This is a genomic window from Micromonospora sp. NPDC049151 (assembly GCF_040648395.1).
Taxonomy (GTDB): Bacteria; Actinomycetota; Actinomycetes; order Mycobacteriales; family Micromonosporaceae; genus Micromonospora.
Window position 1 is genome coordinate 121,200 of record NZ_JBEZDP010000010.1, and the last position, 24,906, is coordinate 146,105.

The following is a 24,906-nucleotide window of genomic DNA, read 5'->3' on the forward strand; positions in this document are numbered from 1 at the left end:
CGCCTGTGGATAACCCGATGGATGGCGCGGAGTCGTTGTGGACGACCGGACGGGGTGTCAGGGTGAGCCGGTAGAGAGGAGGTGTGACAGTGACCAGCCCGGCACGGCCCGGCAGCGGCGACGTCTGGACGGTGGACGACCTCCAGGATCTCCCCGAGGACGGTCAGGACTACGAGATCTTCGACGGGAGCCTGCTCGTGTCCCCACACGCGGACGTCCGCCACGGGGCGATCGCCAACCGTCTCCGTCGCCTCCTCGACCGGCAGGCGCCGCCCGGTCTGCTCGTCGGGCAGGACGTCGGCGTCAGCGCGAACCGCTCGTCCTACTTCGTGCCGGACGTCTTCGTCGCCCGCGAGGAGGCGTTGGAGCGTGGAGGCCCGGCGCTCACCCCGGCCGACGTGCTGCTCGTGGTCGAGGTCGTCTCGCCCGGCAACGCCGGCCGTGACCTGGTGCTCAAGCGCCACGAGTACGGCGTGGCCGGCATCGCGAACTACTGGCTCGTGGAGCCGCGCAAGCAGACCGTGACGGTGCTGGAGAACGCCGGTGGCCGTTACCGCGAGTCAGTGGTGCTCTCCACGGCCGACGTGTACCGCGCCGGCCGGCCGTTCCCTCTCGTCCTGCCGGTCGGCGAGGTCTTCTGAACGACCCCGGAACCTTGCCGCCGTCCCGTGAGTGGACAGGTGGGGAGAGAGGGTGACGGTGTCCGACGGTGATCTGATCGCGGAGCTCTACGCGGGGTCCTTCCGCCGGCTGGTGGTCCAGCTCTACGCGGTGACCGGTGACCTGAGCGAGGCCCGGGAGGCGGACCATCTGGTCCTCACGCCGGACGGGCGTTTCTGGACCCGGATCCTGCTCGCGCCCTCCTGAGCGTGCCGGGGCGGGACCGGTTCGGCCCCGCCCCGGCCGGGTCAGCCCAGCCCCACGCGGACCGGGTTCGCGGTCGCCGAACCGAGCCAGGTGTGCGGGTTGCCGAACCAGCACCAGCCGAGCTTCGGCGCACCCTGGCTGATCCAGAGCGCCGGCACCCGCCGGTCGCGGCAGCGCGATCCGACGAGCGAGAAGCACCTGTTGCTCGCCAGCGCCGCCGGGTGCAGCGTGACGAACGCCAGTCCCTCGTCGATGGTGATCGGCAGCCGGTCCTTCGTGGTCATGTCCTCCAGCGCCGCGGACGGCGGCACGTTGCGGTACTCCTCGCCCCGGTCCACGTCGAAGAGCAGGTACGCGGGACCGGCCGGCACCTCCAGTTCCTTGATCGGGTGGAAGGTGGGCAGGTCGTCGGCGGGGAAGTTGCGGTCCAGGACACCGGTCTTGCGCTTGCCGGCGAGCGTGGTGAGCGCGATTCGCTCCGGTACCGGCACCAGCTCCCGCGTGGTCACCAGCAGGAACGGCACGCGCGCGTCGGTGGGGGCGGCCAGCCCGGCGGCACCGGTGACGGCCGCGTCGCGCAGTGGGCTGAGCAGCGCGCGGAACTCCTCCTCGGTCTGACCGGCCAGCGCCGGGTAGCCGAGCCGCACGAGGCGGTCGAGCTGGCTGTCGAATTCGGTGGCGGCGTCGAAGCGGGCGTCGGACATGCGGTCCCCCATGCTGTCGTACGGTCTGCCGTACATTGTACGCCAGCGTCGGGCGAGGGCGAGCCGCCGGACGCGAACCCGGCCCTCAGCGGTTCCAGTCCTGCTTCGCGGCGCGGACCAGCTTGTCCTTCAGTTCCCGGGTGTGCCGGCGGCTCACCGGCAGCTCCGACCCGTCGATCACCACCACGTAGCCGGAGTTGACCAGCCGCAGCTCGGCGATCAGCCGCAGCTGCACCAGATAGGAGCGATGGATGCGGACGAACCCGGCATCGGCCCAGCGCTCGGCGAGCGTGGCCAGCGAGACCCGGACCAGGTGCGACCCCTCCGCCGTGTGCAGCCGCGCGTAGTCGCCCTGCGCCTCCACCCACCGCACCGCCGAGCGGGGCAGCATCCGGGTGGTGCCGGCCAGCTCGATCGGGATGGTCGGATCCTCCTCCGCCCGGGCCAGCGCGGCCGGATGCGACGCCACCACCCGGGAACCGATCACCCGGCGCAGCGACTCGGACAGCCGCTCGGCGCGTACCGGCTTGCGCACGTAGTCGGTGGCACCCAGGTCGAACGCGTCCACCGCGCCGTCGTCGTACGCGGTGACGAACACGATCGCCGGCGGGCGGGCGAACCGGCGCAGCACCCGGGCCAGCTCCATGCCGTCCAGCCCCGGCATGCGGATGTCCAGGAACACCACGTCCACGTCGTCGTCGCGCAGCACGCGCAGCGCCTCGGTCGCGTCGCCGGCCGTGTGCAGCCGGGCCACCCGGGGGTCGGCGCGCAGGTGGTACGCCAGTTCGTCCAGCGCGGGCGGCTCGTCGTCCACCGCCAGCACCCGCAGGAACCCGGTGCCGGTGACTGTCATGACGACACCCGTACCCCGGGGTGGAACTTCGGCACACGCATGCTGACCTTCGTACCCGAACCCAGGCCGGTCTCCACGACCAGGCCGAACCCGTCCCCGAAGACCGACCGGAGCCGTTCGTCGACGTTCGACAGGCCGACGTGCTGCCCCGGGTCGTCGGCCGGGTCACCGGCCGCGCCGGACACCTCGGCGATGCCTGCGGTGAGCGTCGTCGGATCCATCCCCACCCCGTCGTCCTCCACCGTGATGTGACACTCGGCGCCCGCGTCCCGGGCCTCGATGCTCACCATGCCGGTGCCCGGCTTGCGGGACAACCCGTGCCGGACGGCGTTCTCCACGAGCGGCTGGAGGCAGAGGAACGGCAGCGTCACCGGCAGCACCTCGGGCGCGATCTGGAGGCGCACCTGGAGCCGCTCGCCGAAGCGTGCCCGCTCGATGGTCAGGTAGCGGTCGATCGAGCGCAGCTCCTCGGCGAGCGTGGTGAACTCGCCGTGCGCCCGGAACGAGTAGCGGGTGAACTCGGCGAACTCCAGGATCAGCTCCCGCGCCCGTTCCGGGTCGGTGCGCACGAACGAGCCGATCGCGGTGAGCGCGTTGTAGATGAAGTGCGGGCTGATCTGGGCGCGCAGCGCGCGTACCTCGGCCCGGGCCAGCCGCTCCCGCGACGACTCCAGCTCGGCCAGCGCGAGCTGGTCACCGGCCCAGTGCGCGGTCTCCAGCGTCGCCTGCACCAGACCCGGCGCCGGCCGCTCGTCGGCCACCGCCACCAACGCGCCGACCACCCGCCCGTCCGCGCGCAGCGGCGCCACCACCGCGCCGCGTACCGGGCAGTCGACCAGGTCGCAGCGCAGCTCCGACTCGCCCAGCACCGTGGAGCGCCCACTGTCGGCCGCCCGCCGGGCCGCCGCGACCAGCTGGTCGCCGTGGTGCGCCCCCTGCCCGTCGATCGCGAGCAACGCGTCCCGGTCCGTCAGCGCCAGCCCGGCCGCACCCACCAGGGCCCGCAGATGGCGTACGGCCTTCGCCGCGTCCGCCGCGGTCAGGCCAGCCCGCAGCGGCTCGGCCGCGAGCCCCGCGGTGTGCAGAACCTCGTACGTGGCCCGTTGCGTGGCGGTGGCGATGCCCCGCCGGCCGCGCAGCCGCAGCACCGCCCAGAGCGCCGCGGCCAGCGCGGTGACCAGCGAGACGACGGCGAAGACGGCGGAGAGGTTGCCACCCACGCAGCGATCCTGCCGGGTGCCGGCCCGATAGCGCTAGTACGCGCCCTTACGGGCCAGCACCACGCCGACGGTCCGCCACAGGATGCTCAGGTCGTACGCCAGCGACCAGTTGTCGACGTAGTAGAGGTCGAGCCGGACCGCCTCGTCCCAGGACAGGTCGGAGCGGCCGGAGACCTGCCACAGACCGGTCATGCCCGGCCGGACCAGCAGGCGGCGCCGGACGTCGCCGAGGAAGTCGCCGTCGTCGGCGGGCAGCGGGCGCGGGCCGACCAGCGACATCTCGCCCCAGAGCACGTTGATCAACTGGGGCAGCTCGTCCAGCGAGGTGGCCCGCAGGAAGCGGCCCACCGGGAAGACACGGGGGTCCTGCTTCATCTTGAACAGCATGCCGTCGGTCTCGTTCCGGTCGACCAGGCCGGCCAGCCGCTCCTCGGCGTCGACGTACATGGTGCGGAACTTCCAGACCCGGAACGTCCGCCCCTCGTGGCCGACCCGGGGCTGACGGAAGAAGACCGGCCCGGGGTCGGAGATGCGGATGGCGAGGCCGATGGCGAGGAAGAGCGGGACCAGCAGCAACAGGCCCAGCCCGGCGGCGACCCGGTCCATCAGGTTCTTGGCCAGCAGCGCCGGCCCGGACAGGGTCGGCTCCTCGACGTGCAGCAGCGGCAGGCCCTCGATCGGGCGGATGTGCACCCGGGGACCGGCGATGTCGGTGAGCTGGGGTGCGACCACAAGGTCGACACCGGAGCCCTCCAGCTGCCAGGCCAGCCGGCGCAGCTCGCCCGGCTCGGCGCTGGCCGAACCGCAGACCGCGATGGTGTCGCCGCCGACCTCCCGCACCAGGGCCAGCACGTCGCGGCCCGCGTACACCGGCACCGGGGTCTCCAGGCCGCGCGCGGCGGCGTACCCGTCGGTGAGGTGGATGGCCACCGGCACCAGGCCGACCGACGGGTTCCGGGTGACAGTGGTGTAGACCTCCAGGCACTCCGGGAGCGTGCCGACGAGCACCATCCGGTGCCCGGCGTGGCCGGCGCGGCGGCGCAGCGCGTGCAGGCAGGCCCGGGCGATCATGCGGCCGAGCAGGATCAGCAGCATCGCGCCGAGCAGCGCGAAGCCGACAGTCCACCGGGACAGGGAGTAGGTCTTCGTGGCGAAGGCGATGAACGAGACCGCCGCCGCCACCGCGACGCCGGCCCGGGTCACCCGCTTGAACTCGTCCGGGCCGAGACCCAGGTAGCGCCGGTCGTAGGCCCGGTTGCCCCAGAGGAAGAGCAGCCACCCGAGCGGCAGGAGCACGAACGCCACGGTGTAGAACCAGGCCTGCGGCGAGTTGCGGAAGCCGGAGTCGGCCTGCTCGAAGATCTGCACGGCCAGGAAGCTGGCCAGCGCGGCCGCGCCGAAGTCGAGCAGCAGCAAGAAGAAGATGTAGGGCCGGTGCCACCGGGACACCCGGCGCCGGGCGCGGGCCCACGCCGACCGGGGCACGCCGTTGTGCGACGGCGGAGTCGGCGGCTGGATCTCAAAGCTGTCGACGTGCCGCACGCTCTTGCTCCGGCCTCTTTCGGTTACCGGGCGCTGGAGGCTTGTCGTCACCTCAACCCATGTCCTCCCGCATGACCCGCGTCCTCACTCGGCGTGAGGGCCCGGGTCGCTCACCGTCCCAGTCTCCCACGCGGGCCCGGCCCGGACCGGCCCCCGCGAGGAAGCCGTTCCGCTGGTGCTCGGTGAGATCTGGCCGGCTCCGAATCAGTTGTGAAGCCGGGGACCGAGCCACTATACCGATGGATGACGGCTCGGGTAGAGGGGCGGACCGGACCTTCGGTGATCGCGGGCCGATTCCGCTCGGTAACCGGCGAATGCCATTACTCACCGTACGAGGCGGGACAACCTTCGGTCAGCCAGCGGCTTGCCGCCGGTCTGACAGGTGGGGCAGTACTGGAGGCTCGAATCGGCGAACGAGACCTCCCGCACGGTGTCGCCACAGACCGGACACGGCAGTCCCTTGCGGGCGTGCACCTTCAGGCCCGAGCGCTTCTCACCCTTCAGCTCGGCGGCCCGCTGCCCCATCGACCGGCGCACCGCGTCACCCAGGACCGCGCGCGTCGCCGCGTGCAGACCGGCGAGCTGATCGTCGGTGAGCCGGTCGGTGATCGCGAACGGCGAGAGCCGCGCCGCGTGCAGGATCTCGTCCGAGTACGCGTTCCCGACGCCGGCCAGCACCGACTGGTCGGTCAGCACACCCTTCACCTGACCCCGTCGGCTGCGCAGCCGTTCGGCGAAGGTCGGCAGGTCCGCCTCCAGCGCGTCCGGCCCGAGCTTGGACACACCCGGCACCTGCGCCGGCTCGGTGACCAGGTAGGCGGCCAGCTTCTTCTGGGTGCCCGCCTCGGTCAGGTCGAAGCCGGAGCCGTCGTCGAGGCGTACCCGCACCGCGATCGGGCCCTTGCCCGGTCGCAGCGGGGCCGCCGACGGGAACGCCTCCCGGTAGTGCAGCCAGCCCGCCCGGGCCAGGTGGACCACCAGGTGCAGTCCCTCGTCGAACCGGACGTCCAGGAACTTGCCGTACCGGCCCGCGCCGGTGACCGCCCGGCCGGTGACCGCGCTCGGCGGCGGGTCGTACGTCTTCAGCGCGCTGATCGCGGCGACCTCGAACCGCTCGACGCGGCGGCCCACCGCACGCTCGCGCAGGTAACCGGCGAGCGCTTCCACCTCCGGTAGTTCGGGCATCGTCCAACGGTAGCCTTCTTTCCCGTGAGAATCGTGGTGGCGCACAACCGGTACCGGGAAGCCCAGCCCTCCGGCGAGAACACCATCGTCGACGCGGAGATCGCCCAGCTCACCGCCGCCGGTGTGGAGGTGCTGCCGTTCCTGCGCAGCTCCGACGAGATCCCGTCGATGTCCAAGCCGGCCAAGGCGCTGCTGCCGATCTCGCCGATCTGGGCCCCGAAGGCCCAGCACGACCTCGACCGCCTGCTCACCGAGCACCGGCCGGACGTGTTGCACCTGCACAACCCGTACCCTCTGCTCTCGCCCTGGGTGGTGCGGACCGCGCACAAGCGCGGGGTGCCGGTGGTGCAGACGGTGCACAACTACCGGCAGGTCTGCTCCTCCGGCCTCTACTTCCGCGACGGCGTGATCTGCCAGGACTGCCGGGGCCGGACGCTGGGCGTGCCGGCGATCGTGCACCGCTGCTACCGCAACTCGCGGGTGCAGAGCGCGCTGATGGCGACCACGCTCGCCGTGCACCGCCCCACCTGGAAGTCGGTGGACCGGTACATCGCGCTCACCACGGCGGTCGCCGACCACCTGCGCGACTACGGCATCCCGGACGACCGGATCGTGGTCAAGCCGAACGCCGTGCCCGACCCGGGCACCCCGGCGCCGGTCGGCAACGGCTTCCTCTTCATGGGGCGGCTCAGCCCGGAGAAGGGCCTGGACCTGCTGCTCGCGGCATGGCGGCGGCATCCGGTGGGCGCGCTCGGCCCGCTGCGCATCGCCGGTGACGGCGAGCTGCGTCCGCTCGCCGAGGCGGCCGCCGCCGAACGGCCCGACGTGCTCTACCTGGGCCAGCTCGACCGTTCCGGGGTACGCGCGGCGCTTGCCGACAGCTCCGTGGTGCTGGCCACCTCCACCTGGCACGACGTGCTGCCCACCGTGATCATCGAGGCGCTGGCGGCCGGTCGTCCGGTGCTCGGCACCGCGCTCGGCGGGATCCCGTACCTGGTGGGCGCGGACGGGCCGCGCGAGCCCGCCGGGACCGGACCGGCCGAGGTGGCCACCGCGGCGCCGGGCGACGGTCGGGTCGCGTTGCCGTCCGGGGTGCGGCGCGGCGAGGCCGGCTGGGTGGTGGCGCCCGAGGCCGACGCGCTGGCGGCGGCACTGCCCCTGGCCGCCGCCGAGGCGACCGCGCTGGCCCCGGCGGCTCGCGGCCGCTACGAGCGCACGTTCCACCCCGACGTGATCACCAAGCGCCTGATCGACGTGTACGCCGGCCTGGCCGCTCCCGGAGGCCGTCCCGCGCGCTGAGCCCAGGTGTTAGGAAGGGCCCCTTTTTATGCACGAGGCGTTAATAGGGGGCCCTTCCTTACCGCAGGGAGGCGCGGGCGGAGAAGGCGATGCTGGCCAGGAGGAAGCCGCCGTTCACCACGGTGAACGCGATCATCAGCCAGAACGCCAGCGCGGGCGCGAAGGCCAGCACCAGACCGGCCACGAAGATCACCGCGCCGTAGTCGCGGACCAGCTTCACCAGGCGCACCGGGAGCGACGTCGAGGTGACCATGCTCGCCGCGTTCGGCCCGGACTGCATCACCGACGTCACCAGGTTGACCATCCAGGTGCCGGCGAACACCGCCACCAGCCAGGCGGGCGTGGACGGGCGCTGCGCCACCGCTGTCGCGCCGATCGCGGCGACAAGCGCGATCTGGGCGGCCACGTCGCAGAGCACGTCGATCCGGGCACCGGCCGCGCTGCCCTGACCGGTGACCCGGGCGAGCTGCCCGTCGGCGCAGTCCAGCGCGTACGCGATCTGCCACGCGACAAGCGCGACCAGCCCGACCACCCAGGCCGGTACGGTGCCGGCGGCCACGTCGTCGGCGAGCGCCACCACTGTGATCGAGGCGGCCAGTCCCAGCACCAGGTTGGTGAGCGTCAGCGCGGTCGGGCGCAACCCGAGCCGCTGCGCGGCGAGCGCGAAGGCCGCCCCGATCCACTGGCTGATCGACTCGCTGAACAGGCCGCCTCCCCGGTTGACCCGGTGGAAGTCGGCGACGGTGGGGCGGGGCTCAGCCAATGTGGTCGCGGAGGGCACCGGCGTAGTCTGCCAGCCGCTCCCGCGTCTCGGAAGCGGACATCGCGAGGTGTTCGAGGATGGTGTAGCGGTCCGGCCGGGTGGCCGGCGCGAACTGCACCGCCTCGACGAACTGGTCGTCGGTCAGCTCGACCTCGGCGGGCAGCCGGGGCAGCCCGTGCCGGGTCAGGCAGGCAGCCATCTCGGCGAACCGGCGCTCGTCGCCGCGCAGGAACGTGCAGAACAACGCACCGAGCCCGGCCAGCTCGCCGTGCGAGGCGGTGCCGGGGAACAGCGCGTCGATCGCGTGCATGATCTCGTGGCAGCCGCCGCTGCACGGGCGGCTGGTGCCCTCGATCGCCATCGCCAGGCCACTGGAGATCAGCGCGTCGGCGAGTACGGTGACGAAGCCGTCGTCGTTCATGTCGCCCGGGTGGTTGAGCACCGCCTCGGCGCCGGCCCGCGACAGCGAGGCGGCCAGCCCGTCGACCCGCTCCCCACGCACCCGCCGGGCCAGTTCCCAGTCCGCCAGCGCACTGATGTTGCTGACCACGTCGCCGACGCCGGCCCGGTTGTGCCGCTCCGGCCCGGCCTCCACGAAGTCCAGGTCGACGATCACGGCGATCGGGATGTGCACGCCGTAGGAGCCCTTCAGGCCCTCGGTGATGAGGCTGGCCACCGGGGAGGCGATGCCGTCGTTGGCGAGGCTCGTCGCCACCGACACCATCGGCAGGCCGCGCCGGGTCGCGGCGTACTTGGCCACGTCGATGGTCTTGCCGCCGCCGATGCCCACGACCGCGTCGTACGACCGGGTGCGCAGCTTCGCCCCCAGGTCGTCGGCGGCGTCGAGCGTGCCCCCGGCGACAGTGAACACGTCCGCCGAACGCAGCGACGGCCGGATCAGCTCGGCGATCCGCTCGCCCTGCCCCGGGCCGACCACCACGGCGACGTCGCCACCGGCCGAGATCCGCCCGTCGGAGAGGATCGCCGCCAGATCGGCCACCGCGCCCCGCCGCACGTCGATGTGCAGCGGGGTGAGGACGCTGCGGGCTAGTAGCGGCACGCGATCTCCCGCGCCCGGGCCAGGTCGGCGTGGTTGTCGACCTCGACCCAGGAGACGTCACCGATCGGGGCCGCCCGCACCTCGCCACCGCGCTCGGCGAACTCCTGGTAGCCGTCCTCGTAGTAGAGGTTCGGGTCACGCCGCCAGGTGGCCTCCAGCGCGTCGGCGAGCGCGTCGGCCACCTGCGGCTCGATCAGCGTCGCGCCGATGTACTCGCCGTACGCCTCGCCCGGGTCCATCAGCTTGGTGATCCGGGTGAGCTGGCCGGCCGCGTCGAAGGTGGTCTTCATCTCCTCCTCGGCCAGCGGCTTGAGCGTGTCCACGGCGAGCAGGATGCCGGGACCACGCTCGGCCAGCAGCGTCTTCTCCACGCTCACCGGGTGCACGGTGTCGCCGTTGACGAGCAGCACGCCCCGGGAGAAGTGCTCCCGCGCCAGCCAGAGCGAGTACGCGTTGTTCCACTCCTCGGCCTTGTCGTTGTGCACCAGGCTGATCGTGACTCCGTACTTCTCCTCCAGGGCGGCCTGGCGCTGCCGCACCGCGTCGGCCGCGTAGCCGACCACGATCACGACCTCGTTCAGCCCCACCTCGGCGAGGTTGCGCAGCGCGATGTCGAGGATGGTTGTCTCCCCGTCGACCGGCACCAGGGCCTTGGGCAGGGTGTCGGTGTACGGCCGCAGCCGGCGCCCCGCACCGGCGGCGAGCACCATCCCGATCATGCCGACACGCTCCTCTTCTCGACCCGATTCCACCCGGCGAGGATATCGTCGGCCACCGACCCGCAGTGGTTCAGCCCGTCAGCCCGATCGAGCGCAGCGCCGCGAAGCCGTCCTCGGCGATCCGCCGGATCAGCCCGTCGTTGACGTCCCGGTGCTCGTCGAGCAGCGCGACCTCCGATTCCGCCAGCCAGCGGAACTCGGTGTGCTTGCCGGCCTCCAGCCGGGGCCGGCTCAGGTCGCCGTCCACCCGGACCAGGAAGTCGGTCTCCACCCGTGTCAGCCCGTCGTCGGCGGTGTACCGGTATTCGCCGACCAGGCCGAGCACGTGCGACACGGCCCAGCCGGTCTCCTCGGTGACCTCCCGGCGCAGCGCGTCGTCGATCTCCTCGCCCGGTTCGAGGTGGCCGCCGACGATGTCCCAGCAGTTCGGGAAGAGGCGTCGTTCGGGGGATCGGCGTTGGATGAAGATGCGGCCGTCGTCGTCGACGATCAGCGCGCCGGCGCAGCGGAGGGGCTCGGTGGGCACCCTCCGACAGTAGCCATCCGCGCCGTCTCCGGCGATGCCCGTTCTTGTCCCGGTACGCATCGATGGCCCACCATGTCCGTACTCAGTCGCCGTCCCACAGGGGTGATGTGTGATGCAGGTACGGGAAGCGATGTCCAGCGAGGTACTCGTGGTCGGGCCGGAGCACACGCTCCGGCAGGCGGCCCGGATGATGTCGGCCCGCGGTGTCGGGTCGGCGGTCGTGATCGACCCCGACTCCGAAGGAGTAGGGATCATGACCGAACGCGACGTGCTGAAGGCGATCGGCGCCGGGCTCGACCCGGACGTCGAACGCACCGGAGCGCACCTGACCTGGGACGTCGTCTACGCCGGCCCGGACTGGACGATCGAGGAGGCAGCCGCCGCGATGGCCCGGGGCGGGTTCCGTCACTTGGTCGTGCTCGACGGCCGGGAGGTGGCGGGAGTGATCTCGGTACGGGACCTGATGCGGGTCTGGGCGGGGCAGCACGCGCCGACCCGCACCTGACCGGCCCCGGCGCTACCGGCGCCGGGAAAGGGCGATGGCCCGGCCGATATCGGCCGGGCCATCGTCGTCATGCGTTCCGTTTCGGTCGTGCCCGCCCGTCAGGGGCCGACGAAGACCGAGGTGCCGCGCCAGTCCACGTCGTCGACGCCCGGACCGCTGCGCACCGTGGCGGAGCCGGTCGGCACGCCGTCCGACCACGCCATCGAGGACAGGTTGCCGGTGCTCCGGGAGACGACGTAGAGCTTGTCGCCGTCCAGGAACAGGCCGCCCGCGTCGGCGAAGGCGGTGGTGCCGGTGACCGTGTTGCGCTCGGCGCCGACGGTGCCGGTGTCCGGCGCGAACCCGCGCCAGAACAGCGTGCTCTGACCGGCCAGCGAGTAGTAGATCCGGCCGCTCTTGTAGAACATCGCGGTCACGTTCGGCAGCTCCGCGGCGAAGTTGCCGGTCATGCCGGCGTACGTGGAGCCCTCCGGCGCGGAGCCGGTGACGACCGTGTCCCACTTGGCGTCGTGGTACGGGTCGAGCTTCTTGGCGGTGCCGAACTCGCTGCCGTCGAACGAGCGCTTGTAGAGGTCGCCGCCGACGCCGTAGAACAGGTCACCACCGACCCAGAACGCGCCCTTGATCTTCGACCAGCCGGTGTTGTCGCCGTTCGGCACCGACATCGCGTTGCCGACCGAGGTAGCACCGTCGTACGTGCGCTTGGTGATGCTGTCGACGGTGGTGGCCGGCGGCACCGGGGGCAGCTTGACGATCTCGATGCCCTGCACCAGCGGGTTCTCCAGGACGCGACCGAAGTCGATGTCGATGTTGCCGTCACTGGTGATCGGGAACGCGCGCATGGTGCCCCGGTTGGTGGCGCCGATCGCGGCGATCGGGTCGAAGTTGCTCAGCTTGACCACGCCGTCGATGGTCACGTTGAACTTGCGCTTGCCGGCGGTGGCGGTGCCGGACCAGCGGTTCGCCAGGTAGAGACGCACCTGCACCGGCGTGCCGGCCGGGACCGGGAAGTCCCACTGCATGTCCGGCGCGGGCGACTCGTCCCACCGCTCCGCGTTGAACAGCTCGACCGGCGTGCCCGACGGCACCGTGCCGTCGAGCGAGGCGTTCGTGGTGTAGCTGGTCACCTGGTTGCCGGCGTTGTGGTAGGTGCTCGGCGCGGCGGCGGTGTCCGCGGCCCAGGCCGGGCCGCTCGGTGCCGCCAACTGGTCGCCACCGGCGTTCACCCGGTAGAGCACGTCGGAGGCGTCCGGCGTGGGCGCGGTCTTGACGATCTCGATGCCGTGCAGCAGCGGGTTCTGGAGCACCCGGCCGAAGTCGATGTCGACCACACCGTCGCTGACCACGGAGATGGACTGCATGGTGCCGCGGTCGGTGCCGCCGGCGGCGGCGACCGGGTCGAAGTCGTTCAGCTTGAGCACACCGTCGACGCTGACGTCGAACTTGCGGGCGCCCGGCTTGCTCGTGCCGGACCAGCGGTTGCCCATGTAGATCCGGACGTCGACCCGGGTGCCGGCCGCGACCGGGATGTCCCACTGCATGTCCGGCGCGGTCGCCTCGTCCCACCGCTCCGTGTTGAACAGCGTGGCCGGCGTGCTCGCCGGCACGGTGGCGTCGAACGTCGCGTTCGTGGTGTAGCTGGTGACCTGGTTGCCGGTGTTGTGGTACGGGCTGGGCTCGGTGGCACTGTCGGCCGCCCAGTCCGGTCCGCCGTCGGTGGCCGGGATGGCCGGACCACCGGCGTTGACCCGGTAGAGCACCTCGGTCTGCGCCGCCCGACCGGCCTGGTAGACGTTGCCCGGCAGGCCCTTCGTGCTGGTCGAGTGCGGGGCGTTGCCGCCGTCCAGCGGGAAGAAGGCGAGCCGCTTGCGCTGGTAGTCGAAGTTGCCGATGTACTCCTGGTCGCTGCCGAGCCAGAGGCCCTCCTGGGTCACCAGCATCTCGGTGACGCCGTAGCCGCGCGGGTGGCGGCCCGGGTTCCAGGACAGCGGCAGGCCGCTCACCGGGTCGAGCGCGGCGATGCTGGCCCGCGGCACCGCGCCCGGTCCGGCCTTGTCGCGGGCGAGCGGGTTGTTCGACCAGCGGAAGTGACCGCCTACGTAGATGGCCTTCTCGCTGATGCCGACGGAGAGGAAGGTGTCGCCGCCGCTGAAGTTCGTCCAGGTCGGCTTCTGGCCGTCGCCGGTGGCCGCGGTCTCCCAGCGCGCCGCGGAGTCACAGAGCGTGCCCGGGTACGACGCGCCGGTGGTGACCACCACGAAGTACTTGCTGTCCGGGGAGAACTGGACGTCGCGCACCCACGAGTCGAACGCGGTGTACTTGCAGGCCGCGGAGTAGCCGTCGGTGTTCCAGTCGGCGACGGTCGCGGAGTTCGCGCCCAGGTTGATCCGCACGATCTGGTCGTGCACGACCCCGTCGGCCTTCTTGAAGTTGCCGATCACCACGAGGTGCTTGCCGTCCGGGGAGACGGTGAGCTTCTCCGTACCGACACCGGCCGAGGCGCCGTTGTTGGTCGGGGTCCAGTTGTGGTTCTCGGTGAGCGACACGGTGAGGTAGTCGTCCACCGCGCCGGTGGTCGGGTTCAGCGACGCCAGCCCGTTGCGGTTGATCGTCGCGGTCGCCGTGGTGAAGATGCCGCCGACCAGCAGGTGATCGTCGACGAGCGCGATGTCGTTGACGGTGCCGTTGAAGGCCGGACCCTTGAACCCGTCGACGGGGGTGCCGTCGGCGACGTTCAGCAGCGCCAGCTTGCGGAAGTTCTTGTCACCGACCTTGTTGAACTTGCCGGCCACGTAGACGGTGCCCGGCGTCGGGCCGGCGATGATGGCGGTGACGTCGTTGTCCAGCACCGGCGCGAACGCGTTGTCGATCTTGCCGGTCGCCTTGTCGAAGGCGAGCAGCCCGCGGCGGTCGACCGGAGTGGGCGAGGAACCACGGTTCTGCGCGTTCGTGAACGAGCCGCCGACGATCACCTTGCTGCCGGCGTCGTAGATGGCCACGACGTTGCCGTCGTTGATGTTCGGCGTCTTGTCCGAGGGCACCTCGCCGACCATCGTGCTGTGGTCGGGCGCGGGTGCCGAGGCCGGCGCGGCCAGCGCCGGCACCGGTGTGAACAAGGTGGCGATGCCGAGCACGGCAGCGCCGAAGGCGGACACCGAGCGGTGTCTCAGGATCGAGGAAGCCACAGGCTACTCCGGGGGGAAACGTCGGAGGCGCTGCGATCGTGGTCGGTGCCGACATGAGGCGGGGCGTCACTCGACCGACCGCAGACGTGAGAGCAATACCTTCTCGCATTCGGGCATCGCCCGTCCACCCGGGTTCGGCCTTTTTGGCCGAGGAAACGGCCCGGGTCACACGAAAAGACGAGCGACGATCACCTGGTGGACACGGAGGGTTGCCCTGAGGGAACACTCAGGTCTGGCAGGGGCGCCTGGAAGTACGGATCGGTCGCCATCTCCCGGAAGACCTTCTCGCTCTCCGGGTCGTCGCCGAACGTGCTGTCGTAGATCGGCTTCTCCGTCTGCCGGGCCGCGAAATAGACCGCCGCCTTGATCTGCGGGTGCTTCTTCAGGTACGGCCCGACCTCGCGCATCCAGTCGGCGCGCTGGCCCGGCCGCCCGTCCTGGGTCAGGCCGTACTCGCCGATGATGACCGGCCGCGGGTGCTTCTTGGCGAACGCCATGAAGTGGTCCATCCGGTTGGAGAAGCTGTTCCACTCCGGACTGGGGTAGACGTCCGCGCAGAGCCAGTCGACCTGGTCGTCGCCGGGGTAGTAGTCGGCGGCCCGGCGCTGCGGCTCGGCGAACCCGTCCGCGTGCGGGCACCACACCCACCCGGCGTTGGTGACGCCCATCTCGGTGAAGATGCCGCGGACGTGCTTCCAGGCGGCGACGTAGTCCTCCGGTGAGTGCATGCTCGCGGCCAGGTTCGGCCGGTCCATCTCCCACCGGTAGCGCAGCAGCACCGGAACGCCGAACTCCTTGACGTCCTTCGCGCGTTCCCGGATCAGCGCGTCGTAGACGCCGCTGACCGTGGACCGGGTGTCGGTGCCCTGCCACGAGATCATCTGGAGCCTGCCCCGGGACTGGAACATCTTCTCGGTGTTGGTCGGGAACGGCTCGTTCCACTCGTGGAACATGTGCGCGATGGCGAGCTTGCCGCCGGCCGCCTGGTTGAACGCGTCGAACGCCGCGGCCCGCCCGGCGGCGTTGTGGTTCTGCGGCTTGACCCAGGTGCCGAGCCAGGCGCCCTCCGCCGGCGGCTCCGGCCCACGCCCGGTGGTGCGGACCGGAGCGGTCCGCGGTGTCACTGTCGGCGGGGGCGGCGCCGCCGTCGTCGCCGTCCCGTCGGACCGCTCGGAACCGGAGTCACAGGCCGCCACCGCCGGAGCCAGAAGGGCCAGGCCCAGCACGGCAGCCATCGTCAGTCGTAACCGTCGTACCACCGCAACCTCTCCCCAGGACGGTCGCCGGCCACGGCATGAGGCCCTGACGATCCGCGGGGGCGGAGAGGCACGCCGGGCCTGGCGGGCGACCCCTGGCACTCTACCCGTGACGCGGCGTTCAGGCGGGGTAGCCGAGTTGCGCCAGCAGCGGTCCGGCCTGAGCCATCACGTCGGCAAGGTCCTTTTCGGTCAGTCGCTGCCGCCAGCGGCCCACCGAGCCGGGCCGCGCCTTGGCGAAGCGGGCGTGCAGCGCCTCCCGCCCGGCCGGGTCTCCGACCTCCAGGAAGTCGGCCACGGTCTCGGCCGCCTCCGCCGGGCGGGTGACGACGTCCTCGTACCGCAGGTGCCGCACCCGGTCCGCCGGCAGTTCGGCGAGCTGGGTGAGCGCGCTGCCGGTGAACCGCCGCCACATCCAGGCCGACCGGCCCAGGTCGGAGACCCGCGTGAACTCCTCGCGCCGCTCCGGCTCCACCCAGAACCGGGGCGCGGCCCCCCACGGCGTGCCGCCCCGGCCGCTGCGGCCGCTCCCGGTGGACGCCGCGTTCAGCCAGGGCTGCTCGGCGTGCGACACGGCCACGTCCCGCCCGTCCCGGTAGACGTGCAGGAACACCGCGTCCGGGAACACCTCGGTCAGGAACGGCACGATGAAGCAGTTCTCCGGGTCCTTCTCGGCGAAACGCAGTCCACCGTGTCCGGACGCGGCGAGCAACGCGCCGTAGTAGCCGCGGAAGTAGCGGGCGGCCCGCTGCGGCGTCCAGCTTCCCTCGTAGACACAGCGGGCGACCGCCTTGGTCAGCCGCGGTTCGAAGTGGTACGACACGTCCGGCAGCGCGCCGACGCAACTGCCGAGGAACGTGGTGCCGGAACGCGGGGCGCCCAGGATGAAGATCGGCCGCTCCACCTTCAGGGTGAGCCGGCGGCCACCCGCCTCGACCGGCCGTTCCAGCTCGCGGCGTTCCTTGCGGTCCGCCAGCAGCCCGACCGCGGCGAGCTTCGCGGCCTTCACGGCGGACAGGCCGGAGTGCGGGGCGAGGGGGGAGTCGCTTGTCATCGAAGATCCCATCGGTGCGCAGAATCGGTCAGGACTGGGCGGCCGGGTCCGCCCCGGCCCGGTTGCGGCCACGGCGCAGGGCGCGCAGCGCGTCGAGGTGCAGGGTGCGCCGCCAGCGCCAGGCGCCCGCCAGGTACGCGGCCAGACCGGCGGCGGTCACCAGCGCGAGCACCGGCGGACCGGCGCCGAGCAGGCTCGCCGCGCCCAGCGGCAGGCCCAGCGTGACCACCGCCAGCGCCATCGCGGCCCGGGTGCCGGCGCCGAACGGGTGCAGCCGCATCGACCACCAGAGCTGGGTCAGCGGCACCAGGTTGGTGACCAGGATGGAGACGATCCAGGCCAGGGCCGCGCCGAGGATGCCGTAACGCGGGATGAGCACCAGGTTTCCGACCACGTTGAGCACGGTGCCGGTCATCGCGTTGTAGAACGTCCACGCGGTGCGCCCGGCCATGTTGAGCACCATGTCGACCATGCCGCAGCCGGTGGCCAGCAGCATCGTCAGCGCCAGCAGCACCACGACCCGGCGGCCGTCGCCGTAGTCGGATCCGAACAGCGCCAGCATCGGCGTGGCGAACGCCGCGAAGATCAGGTACGCGGGCCAGGAGAGCAGCACCAGCCAGCCGGTGGCGGCCTGGTAGAGCTGGCGAGCCTCGGCCCGGTCGTCGCGGGCGAACGCGGCGGCCAGCCGGTGCTGCACCGAGCTGGACAGCGCGACGCTGGAGAGCTGACCCAGCGCCAGGAACCGGGTCGCGGCCGTGTAGATCGCCGCGTCCGCCGGCCCGCGCAGCGCGCTGAGCAGCACGATGTCCAGCCGCTGCACCACGATCGCGGCCAGGCTGCTGATCGCGCGAGGGCCGGTGAACCGCCAGAACGGCCCGACGAGTTCGCGCGCCGGCACCGGCCGGGTCACCTGCCGTCCGGCCCGGCCGACCAGCCGGCTCAGCCAGAGCAGCGCGACCACCGCGGCGAACAGGTACGGCACCACCCAGGCCAGCGGCAGCGCGACGGTGGCGGACAGGCCGAGCCAGGCCGCCACGGCCACGGCCAGGAACTGCACGAGCGTGCGGCCGAGCCGCTCGACTGTCAGCAGCGGGCGCATCTGCCCGAAGCCACGGCAGGCGGCGAGCGCGTAGTCGTTGAGCGCGGCCAGCGGCACGAACGCCAGCAGGATGCGTAGCGCGGTCACCGCCTCCGGACCGGCCTCCGGCATGGTGGCCCGCGCCAGCGCCGGTGCGGCCAGCCAGCCGGCCAGCCCGAGCACCGCGCCGACCACGAGCACCGGCAGCAACCCGGCCAGGATCGTGCCCCGGATCTGGTCGCGGCGGTCGAGCGTGCGCTGGCGGCTGACGAAGTAGACGGTGCCGACGTCGGTGCCGAGCCGGGCCGCCGAGGCGGCGATCATGAACGCGCTGGTGGCCGCGAAGAACATGCCCGCCTCGCCGACCGACCAGCCCCGGGCGATGACGATGTTCAGGCCGAAACCGGCCACCGCGGCCAGCGCGACCCCGACCAGGTTGGCGAAGCCCTGCCGGGCCGCGCCGCCCAGTCCCGCGCCCGGCCCGGGGGCCGGTGCGGTGAGCGTCGGGGTGCCGCCGGCGTCCGCCCGGGTCACCGCCGCCACGACGGTACGCGTCCCCACCACGTCGCCAGCCGCTCGTCGTACGGCGCGAAGTGGTCCTCCAGCCGGGTCCGCAGCTCCGCCGACATGGGCGAACGCGAGCGCGAGTTGTGCTTGCCGAACGCGATGTCCGCCCAGCGGGGCAGCCCGAGGAAGTCGCAGACCGCGTCGAAGGAGGGACGCGGGTCGGCGAAGAAGTCGTCGCTGTCGATGACGTGCATCCGGTCCCGGCCGACGAGCGCCTCCAGGCGCTCCAACTGCTCGATGTAGCGGCCCCGCGCCAGGTACGCGTTGTGCTGCAGGTGCTCGCTGGCGTACGACGCGGAGCTGATCATCCGCTCCCGCTCGCCCGCCGTACGCGACTCCTCGAGCGCCAGCGCCCGCTCGAAGTCCGCCTCGGTCTCGTAGCCCCGGGCCAGTTCGTGCGAGTGCGCGGAGTAGGCCCGCTCCACCGGGTCGCGCAGCAGCACCAGCAGCTTCACCGAGGGCAGGTCCCGGGCGATGCGCTGCCCGGCCAGCGGGTGGAACATGTAGTACGGGCTCGATTCGCCGGTGATCCCGCGTACCCCGATCTGGGCCTTCACCGCCTCGGCCTTGCCGGTGGTGGGGAAGTGCCCGAGGTACCAGCTCATGCCCCGGTGGTAGTCCATGTCGAAGTAGTGCACGCCCTTGTGGTACGCGGGCGGCAGCACACCGGGATGCTGCGAGAGAGTCTTGAACAGCGAGGTGGTGCCGCAGCGCTGCGCCCCCACGATCAGGAATCCCGGCACCATCCGTGAGCCGGCGGTCAATCGACCGACCGTCCGGCTCACCGACTTCACCGCGCGGAGCGCCTGCTCCCTGGCCACCGTCACGTCCCCACTCCTCACTCTCACCGGGCCCGGCGGGCCAGGTGTTCCTCCACGGCGGGCAGCAGCCAGGTGTCGACGTGCCCCAGCCGCGCACCCGCCTCCGCCTGCCGGTCGCGCAGATAGCGCGTAGCCAGCTCCACCAGGTAGAGCACAGCGACCAGATCGGCGCCCCCACCGGTCTGGTCGAACGGCGCCAGGGTCGCGCCGGCGCCGGCGACAAGCGCCCGGGCCGCCTCGACCGGCTCCACCCCGTCGTGGCTCATCGCGCCCTGCACCGCCAGGTGCAGCGCGTCGTATCCGGCCGGCACGTCCGCCTCGAACCGTTCCCAGTCCCAGACCAGCACCCGGCCGTCGGCGAGCACCGCGCTGTTGCCGCCGTTCCAGTCGCCGTGCCAGGCGCCGAAGGCCACCACCGGGTCGGCGTCCGCTACCGACTTCAGCGCCGCGCGCAGCCGCCCGGCCTCCGGCCGGGGCCCGAGCGCGTCCACCGCGGCGGTGAGCCGGGCCGCGTGCCCGCTGCCCGCCCACGACTGCTTGCGTACGCCGAGACAGCCGGCGACCGCCACCATGGCGGCGCGTTCGGCCGCCTCCGCGGCGGCCGGGGTCGCCCGGGGCAGCCGTACCGGCAGCGCCTCCTGCACCAGCAGCGCGTGGCCGTGCCAGTCGCCGTGATGGCGTACCCCGGCCACTACCACCGGCCCGAGCGGCACCTCGGCGAGGCGGCGCAGCGCGTCGGCCTCCGCGTACACGAGGGCACGGGTCAGCGGGTCAACGCCGAGCTTGGCGTAACCGAGGGCCCGGCCGTCCGGGGCGAGCAGTTGCAGCACCGGCTTGCGGTTCGCCCGCGCCGGCCCGATGTGCAGGCTCACCAGCGCCGGCTCGCCGAGCACCTCGGTCAGGTAGGCGTCCAGCCCGCCGCCGTCGACCACCAGCCGGTCGCGGAACACGAGCGGGCCCAGCCCGAGCCGGAACGCGGTGGCCAGCCCCTGCCGGACCAGCTTGGCCTTGCGGCCGACCGCCTCGGTGGAGTGCCGGACCGCGCTCGCCGCAGCCCGGCCCGAGCCGGTCGGCACCAGCAGCCGGGGGCGGGCCGCCGAGGGCACCACCACCCAGCCGGCGCCGCCGCGCCGCAGGCTGGGCTCGGCCGGCGCGGGCCAGATCAGCCCGGCCAGGTCACCGAGGTACGCGGCGCGGCCGTCGCCGTCCGGGGGTACGCGGAACACCATCAGCGGTCACCGGTCTTTTCCAGTCGGGCCCGTAGCCCGGCGATCGTGCCCTGCGGTGCCGCCGGTGCGAGCGACCGGCGTATCCGGTCGTTACGGGCCAGCAGGGCGACAGTGATCAGGGCGTAGGCGAGCGTCGCTTCCATCACCCCGTAGGTGAACTGGAAGAACAGCATGAGGATGAGGACGAGCGTGCCGGCGATCCCGATCGCGCTGTGGTCGCGTCGGTAGCGCCAGATCGCGTAGACGAAGAAGGCGTTGTAGCAGATCGCGCCGACCCAGCCCTGCCCGACGAGCAGCGCCCAGAGCTGGCCGTTGCTGCCCAGCTCCCGGTTGCCGCACTGCTTGCAGTCCTCGGACTTGCCGATCGCGATGGACCGGTTGCTGCCGATCAGTGCCCGGTTGCCGCCGTACCCGAGGATCGGCGAGTGGTTCGCCGCGGCGACCGCACCCTGGGACAGCGTGGTGCGGATGTCGTCGCTGTGCCCGTTCTGGAGGCGCTCGTCGAAGGTGCGGCCGAGTGGTGTGGCGACGATCAGCACCCCGATCAGCCCGACCGCGAGGGCGAGCCCACCGAGCACCACCATCCGGCCGCGCAGCGCGAGCCGCAGCGCGACGTAGGCGGCGGCGATACCCAGACCGATCCACAGGCCGCGGTTCAGCGAGTAGACGATCGGGAAGATCGCCGCCAGGGCGATGGCCACCCCGGCGGTGCGGCGCAGCGGCTTGCCCAGCACGACCCAGCCGACGATCAGCCAGATCAGCAGGATCGCGGTGTTCTCGCCCCACGAGTTCGTGTAGGTGAACGGCGCGGACGGGCGGGGTGAACTGGCCTCCCCCTCGATCACCTGCTGGACCTGCGCGAACTTGATCTCCATCAGCGAGGAGACGTACGGGTGGCCGGCGATCGACTGGGGCAGGACGAAGCGCAGCGGCGCGACGAACGTGAGGTTCGGGAAGAGCGAGCCGATCCAGCCGCCGAGCACCACGACCACGCCCATGAACCCGAACAGCCGGACCATCCGGCGCTGGGACAGCTCCCGTTCCCGCAGGTTGTAGACGTAGAGCATGGTCACTGTCATCGCGATGTAGTTGGCGAGCCGGATGCCCCAGCCGATGTACTTGCCGCTGCCGCCCGGGGGCAGCGTGTTCGGCGCGGTGAGGTCGAGCGTGAGCACGGACAGGAACACCCAGAGCAGCAGGACCATCCAGATCCCGAAGCCGGGCGGCACCCGGACCGGGCCGCGCCGGCGCATCTGCACCACCATCGGCACGGCGAAGATGACGAAGACGAAGCTCGACACGCCGAGCACCCACCACAGCGGGTACAGCAGGAAGAGCGAGATCAGCGGCCATGCCGTCGGCAGCCGCCACGACCAGCTCTCCGGCCGTACCGTCACCGACCGGAGGCGGTTCCCGCCGGGCGGCGAGACCGCCCCGACCGGGACCGTCCCGCGCGCGGTGCGGGGCGGGGTGGCGGTGCTCATTTCACGGAAACCTTGGCGGTGGTCGGCGCGTAGATCACCCACGCGTTGCCGGGCTGCGGACGCAGGAGGTCGCCGCCGGTGTCGGCGAACGTGCAGACCATGCCCAGGCCAGGCTTGCGCCACCGGCCCTTCGCGCTGTTCGGCCCGGACACGGCGAGCACGGCGCCCTCACCGAAGACGTTCGCCGAGGGCAGCGAGCGCGGGGATGGCTTGCGTACGTCGAGCGTGCGGTATTCCATCGTCAGCACGATGACGGAGGCGGCGGTCACGGTGACCTTGCCGACCTTGCCGGCCCAGACGGACTTCGCCTGGTCGTACCGCCAGACCATCGGCGGGCCACCGGCGACGGTGACGGTCAGCTCGGTGGCCGGCGCGACGTCGCGGACGGCGAGCGCGTCGCCCTCACCGGCGTGGTCGATCGGCGGGGTGGGCGGCTGGCCGCCCTTCGGGGCGGCCTTCAGCAGCGCCGCCGTCGACGTGTAGTCGCCGGAGAAGACCTTGCTGTCGTCGTCGGGTGTGACGCCGTCGAGGTCGGAGTTCTCGAACTGGGTGAGGAAGCCGGTGGGGCCGCCGTCGTAGCCGACGAACGGGCGCAGCACGGACAGCGAGCGGATGTCGACCGGCCGGATCTCGGTGACCGGGCCGATCTTGGCGGCGTCCCTGGAGTGGAACACGGCGGTCAGGTGCAGCGTGTCGGACTCGGCGAACTCGGCGTACACCAGGTCGGCGGCCTCCAGGCCGGCCGGGGTGGTGGCGGGGCTCACCCGCAGCGGCACCGCGACCGCCTGGCGGGCCGCCGCGGCCGGGGTGCTCACCGGCTTACCGGTCAGCGGGCCGGTGGGCAGGCTCGGCGAGGCGCTGGCCGCCGACGGCGAGGCGGTGACGTCGCCCGGGTCCACCACCTGGATCTTGCCCGGCTTGGGCTCGGGCTCGCTGCATCCCGTGCCGACGCCGAGGACGACGGCCGGGGCGAGGGCTGCGCGGAGCATCTGCCGGCGGTTCACCCCAGGTCCTCGCCGGAGTCGAGGGCGTAGCTGCGACCGTCGCCGTCGCCCCGGGAGCGGTACGTGCCGCCGGTGCCGTTCAGCGGGGCCGGCTTACCCGGCCGGCCCTGGCTGCCCTGGGCGGGTGGGGCAGGCGGCGGCGGGGCGGCCTTGCCGGGAGCCGGCTTCGCCGGGGCGGGGCGGGAGGACTGCATGCGCGGCAGGACCATCGTCGACTCGGCGGACGGGCCGGGGCTCGGCCGGGGCTTGGGCCGGTTCGCCGGTGCCGCCGGGGTCGCCGGCGCGCTCGACCCGCCCGAGGGCGCCGGCCGGGCGGCGTCGCCCGCCGGGGCGGGCAGGCGCGGGGCCAGCACGGCGCCGATCACCGGCGCGTTCACCTGCTCGAACTGCTGCAGGGCGGCGGTGATCTCGCCGCTCCGGGTCTTACCCGCCTCGGCCACCATGATCACCGCGTCGACGTACCGGCCCAGGGCCTGGGCCTCCACCGCGTACGTGGGCTGCGCGGTCTCGATGATCACGTGGTCGAAGCGCGCCGACAGCTCGTGCAGGATCTCCAGCAGACCGGCGACCGGCAGCTCGACCTCCGCGTCCAGGTCGCCCGGCACCAGCACGCGGAGCTGGCCCAGCCCCGGCACCGGCGCCAGCGCCTTGAGCGGGGGGACGTCGCGGCGGAGCACCGAGGCCAGGTTGTGCCGCCCCTCGGCCACGCCGGTGATGGCGGCCACCGTCGAGTCGGGCTTGGTGGTGATCAGCGCGACCTGCTGGCCGGTGCGCGCGTACGCGGCGGCGAGGTTGGCGGCGACGAACCCGGCGGCCGTGCCGGCCGAGGCGTCGCAGAGCAGCAGTTGGCGGCCGCGTCCGCCCTGCGCCGGCTCGGGCACGGCGGACAGCAGCACGTTGCGCAGCCGGCCCAGCTCGCGGGAGACCCGGTGCGTGGGCGGCAGGACGGCCAGCGAAGGCGTCCGCGACGGCAGCTCGACGAGCAGCGGCAGGCCGACCCGGTCGGAGATGTCGCGGCCACGCCGGATCCGGGTGTCCAGCCGGTCCAGCACCAGTGCCAGCACGATGCCGAGCAGCAGACCCGCGCCCATGCCGCTGGCGAGGTTGAGCGTGCGGTTCGGCGAGCTGGGCGAATCGGGCAGCCGGGCGTCAGAGATGATCTCGCCCGGGTCGGAGCCGGCCGAGACCAGCGGGCTGAGCCGGTTGTTCAGGCCGGTGATCTGGTTGGTCAGGACGCTCCGCTCGGCCTCGGCCCGCTCCCGCTCCGGCGAGTTGGACGGCGCCGCCGCGATCCGCCCGGCGACGGCGCTGAGCTCCTTGTTCAACGCGGCGATCTGCTGCTTGAGCGCGTTCGTCTCGTTCTCCAGCGTCTTCTGCGCGGTGGCCTTGCGCAGGTCCAGATACGCCTGCGCGAACGCGTGCGAGCCCGACTGGGCGCCCTCGGGGCTGTTCGTCTCGTACACCACCTGGAGGATCTGGCTGTTCGGCGGCACCTTGACGGTGACCGACTTGACCAGCTGATCCGCGCCGGTGTCGACCTTCATCAGCGTCTTGGCCCGCTCGGCCACCACGAGCGAGCGGACCACCTGGGCCTCGGTGTCGAGGTTGACCTTGGCGTTGGGGTTGCTCTCCGCGCCCGAGCCGAGCGGGCGCACCAGCAGCGAGGTGGTCGAGGTGTAGCGCGCTTCCTGGATCTGGCTCAGCGCCAGCCCACCACCAAGACCGAGGGCCGCGGCGAGCAGCAGGATCCACCAGCGGCGGCGCAGCCAGCCCAGGTAGGCCATCAGGGCAAGACCGTCAGCGTCGCTCTCGGCCAAATGGGGTGAGGGCATCAGAGTCTGTCGCTCCCTTTCGACCGAGCCGGGCAGTCCACGGCGCAGCTGGACCTGACCGTGGCCTTGAGTGTCCCCGATCCGAACGGCGAGGGAAAGTCTGCTCACGTTCCGGTAAGCCTGCCCGGGTGTGGGCAGCCCGCGTAGAAATGG

Annotated in this window: 22 protein-coding genes; 4 read left to right on the plus strand and 18 right to left on the minus strand. The window is 72.3% G+C overall.

Going from position 1 to position 24,906, the window contains the following annotated elements; all coding sequences use genetic code 11:
- Positions 1 to 89 precede the first annotated feature (89 nt).
- Both AB0B20_RS14405 and AB0B20_RS14410 read left to right on the plus strand, forming a co-directional pair.
- Positions 90 to 641, plus strand: a complete 552-nt coding sequence (locus AB0B20_RS14405) for a Uma2 family endonuclease (RefSeq protein WP_357470763.1) — start codon at positions 90 to 92, stop codon at positions 639 to 641.
- A 52-nt stretch (positions 642 to 693) separates the two neighbouring features.
- Positions 694 to 867 (plus strand): hypothetical protein, encoded by a 174-nt coding sequence (locus AB0B20_RS14410; protein WP_357470766.1) that lies wholly within the window; start codon positions 694 to 696, stop codon positions 865 to 867.
- Positions 868 to 908: 41 nt separating this feature from the next.
- On the opposite strand, the gene AB0B20_RS14415 is transcribed toward AB0B20_RS14410, so the two are convergent.
- The 5 genes from AB0B20_RS14415 to AB0B20_RS14435 all read right to left on the minus strand — a co-directional run bounded on the left by AB0B20_RS14415 (position 909) and on the right by AB0B20_RS14435 (position 6,371).
- Entirely contained in the window at positions 909 to 1,607 is a 699-nt protein-coding gene (locus tag AB0B20_RS14415) for a DUF5701 family protein (RefSeq protein ID WP_357470769.1), read from the minus strand.
- 49 nt (positions 1,608 to 1,656) lie between these two features.
- Positions 1,657 to 2,424 (minus strand): LytTR family DNA-binding domain-containing protein, encoded by a 768-nt coding sequence (locus tag AB0B20_RS14420; RefSeq protein WP_357381984.1) that lies wholly within the window; start codon positions 2,422 to 2,424, stop codon positions 1,657 to 1,659.
- Complete coding sequence (locus tag AB0B20_RS14425) at positions 2,421 to 3,644, minus strand: histidine kinase (RefSeq protein WP_357381982.1); 1,224 nt, start codon at positions 3,642 to 3,644, stop codon at positions 2,421 to 2,423. The genes AB0B20_RS14420 and AB0B20_RS14425 overlap by 4 nt, the downstream gene beginning before the upstream one ends.
- 33 nt (positions 3,645 to 3,677) lie before the next feature.
- Complete coding sequence (locus AB0B20_RS14430; RefSeq protein ID WP_357381980.1) at positions 3,678 to 5,186, minus strand: sugar transferase; 1,509 nt, start codon at positions 5,184 to 5,186, stop codon at positions 3,678 to 3,680.
- Between the two features lie 324 nt (positions 5,187 to 5,510).
- Positions 5,511 to 6,371 (minus strand): DNA-formamidopyrimidine glycosylase family protein, encoded by an 861-nt coding sequence (locus tag AB0B20_RS14435; RefSeq protein WP_357381978.1) that lies wholly within the window; start codon positions 6,369 to 6,371, stop codon positions 5,511 to 5,513.
- 24 nt (positions 6,372 to 6,395) lie between these two features.
- On the opposite strand from AB0B20_RS14435, the gene AB0B20_RS14440 reads away from it, so the two are divergent.
- Complete coding sequence (locus AB0B20_RS14440; protein WP_357381976.1) at positions 6,396 to 7,670, plus strand: glycosyltransferase; 1,275 nt, start codon at positions 6,396 to 6,398, stop codon at positions 7,668 to 7,670.
- A 58-nt stretch (positions 7,671 to 7,728) separates the two neighbouring features.
- Here the strand turns inward: AB0B20_RS14440 and AB0B20_RS14445 are convergent, their stop codons facing one another.
- From AB0B20_RS14445 to AB0B20_RS14460, 4 genes are all read right to left on the minus strand, one after another.
- Complete coding sequence (locus AB0B20_RS14445; protein WP_357381974.1) at positions 7,729 to 8,451, minus strand: CDP-alcohol phosphatidyltransferase family protein; 723 nt, start codon at positions 8,449 to 8,451, stop codon at positions 7,729 to 7,731.
- Positions 8,426 to 9,493 carry an iron-containing alcohol dehydrogenase family protein gene (locus tag AB0B20_RS14450; RefSeq protein WP_357381972.1) on the minus strand — a complete coding sequence of 356 codons (1,068 nt, stop codon included), beginning with the start codon at positions 9,491 to 9,493 and terminating at the stop codon, positions 8,426 to 8,428. Before AB0B20_RS14450 ends, AB0B20_RS14445 begins: the two co-directional genes overlap by 26 nt.
- Positions 9,481 to 10,212, minus strand: a complete 732-nt coding sequence (locus tag AB0B20_RS14455; protein WP_357382296.1) for a phosphocholine cytidylyltransferase family protein — start codon at positions 10,210 to 10,212, stop codon at positions 9,481 to 9,483. Before AB0B20_RS14455 ends, AB0B20_RS14450 begins: the two co-directional genes overlap by 13 nt.
- Before the next feature lie 70 nt (positions 10,213 to 10,282).
- Positions 10,283 to 10,738 carry an NUDIX domain-containing protein gene (locus AB0B20_RS14460; protein WP_357381970.1) on the minus strand — a complete coding sequence of 152 codons (456 nt, stop codon included), beginning with the start codon at positions 10,736 to 10,738 and terminating at the stop codon, positions 10,283 to 10,285.
- A gap of 112 nt (positions 10,739 to 10,850) precedes the next feature.
- On the opposite strand from AB0B20_RS14460, the gene AB0B20_RS14465 reads away from it, so the two are divergent.
- Positions 10,851 to 11,243 (plus strand): CBS domain-containing protein, encoded by a 393-nt coding sequence (locus AB0B20_RS14465; protein ID WP_357381968.1) that lies wholly within the window; start codon positions 10,851 to 10,853, stop codon positions 11,241 to 11,243.
- A gap of 98 nt (positions 11,244 to 11,341) precedes the next feature.
- Here the strand turns inward: AB0B20_RS14465 and AB0B20_RS14470 are convergent, their stop codons facing one another.
- From AB0B20_RS14470 to AB0B20_RS14510, 9 genes are all read right to left on the minus strand, one after another.
- Entirely contained in the window at positions 11,342 to 14,428 is a 3,087-nt protein-coding gene (locus AB0B20_RS14470) for a malectin domain-containing carbohydrate-binding protein (protein ID WP_357470772.1), read from the minus strand.
- Between the two features lie 188 nt (positions 14,429 to 14,616).
- Positions 14,617 to 15,663, minus strand: a complete 1,047-nt coding sequence (locus tag AB0B20_RS14475) for a glycosyl hydrolase (protein WP_357381964.1) — start codon at positions 15,661 to 15,663, stop codon at positions 14,617 to 14,619.
- 142 nt (positions 15,664 to 15,805) lie between these two features.
- Positions 15,806 to 16,738, minus strand: coding sequence for a sulfotransferase (locus tag AB0B20_RS14480; protein ID WP_357470775.1), 933 nt, complete (start codon positions 16,736 to 16,738; stop codon positions 15,806 to 15,808).
- Between the two features lie 28 nt (positions 16,739 to 16,766).
- Complete coding sequence (locus tag AB0B20_RS14485; protein ID WP_357470778.1) at positions 16,767 to 18,380, minus strand: polysaccharide biosynthesis C-terminal domain-containing protein; 1,614 nt, start codon at positions 18,378 to 18,380, stop codon at positions 16,767 to 16,769.
- Positions 18,347 to 19,210: a sulfotransferase gene (locus tag AB0B20_RS14490; protein WP_357381958.1), complete on the minus strand. Its 864-nt coding sequence runs from the start codon at positions 19,208 to 19,210 to the stop codon at positions 18,347 to 18,349. Before AB0B20_RS14490 ends, AB0B20_RS14485 begins: the two co-directional genes overlap by 34 nt.
- 17 nt (positions 19,211 to 19,227) lie before the next feature.
- Entirely contained in the window at positions 19,228 to 20,433 is a 1,206-nt protein-coding gene (locus AB0B20_RS14495; protein ID WP_357470781.1) for a hypothetical protein, read from the minus strand.
- The gene (locus AB0B20_RS14500) at positions 20,433 to 21,917 is read right to left on the minus strand and encodes an O-antigen ligase family protein (protein ID WP_357381954.1); all 1,485 of its coding nucleotides are present in this window, start codon (positions 21,915 to 21,917) and stop codon (positions 20,433 to 20,435) included. The genes AB0B20_RS14495 and AB0B20_RS14500 overlap by 1 nt, the downstream gene beginning before the upstream one ends.
- Positions 21,914 to 22,921: a DUF3048 domain-containing protein gene (locus AB0B20_RS14505; RefSeq protein ID WP_357470783.1), complete on the minus strand. Its 1,008-nt coding sequence runs from the start codon at positions 22,919 to 22,921 to the stop codon at positions 21,914 to 21,916. Before AB0B20_RS14505 ends, AB0B20_RS14500 begins: the two co-directional genes overlap by 4 nt.
- Positions 22,918 to 24,753, minus strand: a complete 1,836-nt coding sequence (locus AB0B20_RS14510; RefSeq protein WP_357381950.1) for a Wzz/FepE/Etk N-terminal domain-containing protein — start codon at positions 24,751 to 24,753, stop codon at positions 22,918 to 22,920. The genes AB0B20_RS14505 and AB0B20_RS14510 overlap by 4 nt, the downstream gene beginning before the upstream one ends.
- Positions 24,754 to 24,906: the final 153 nt, after the last annotated feature.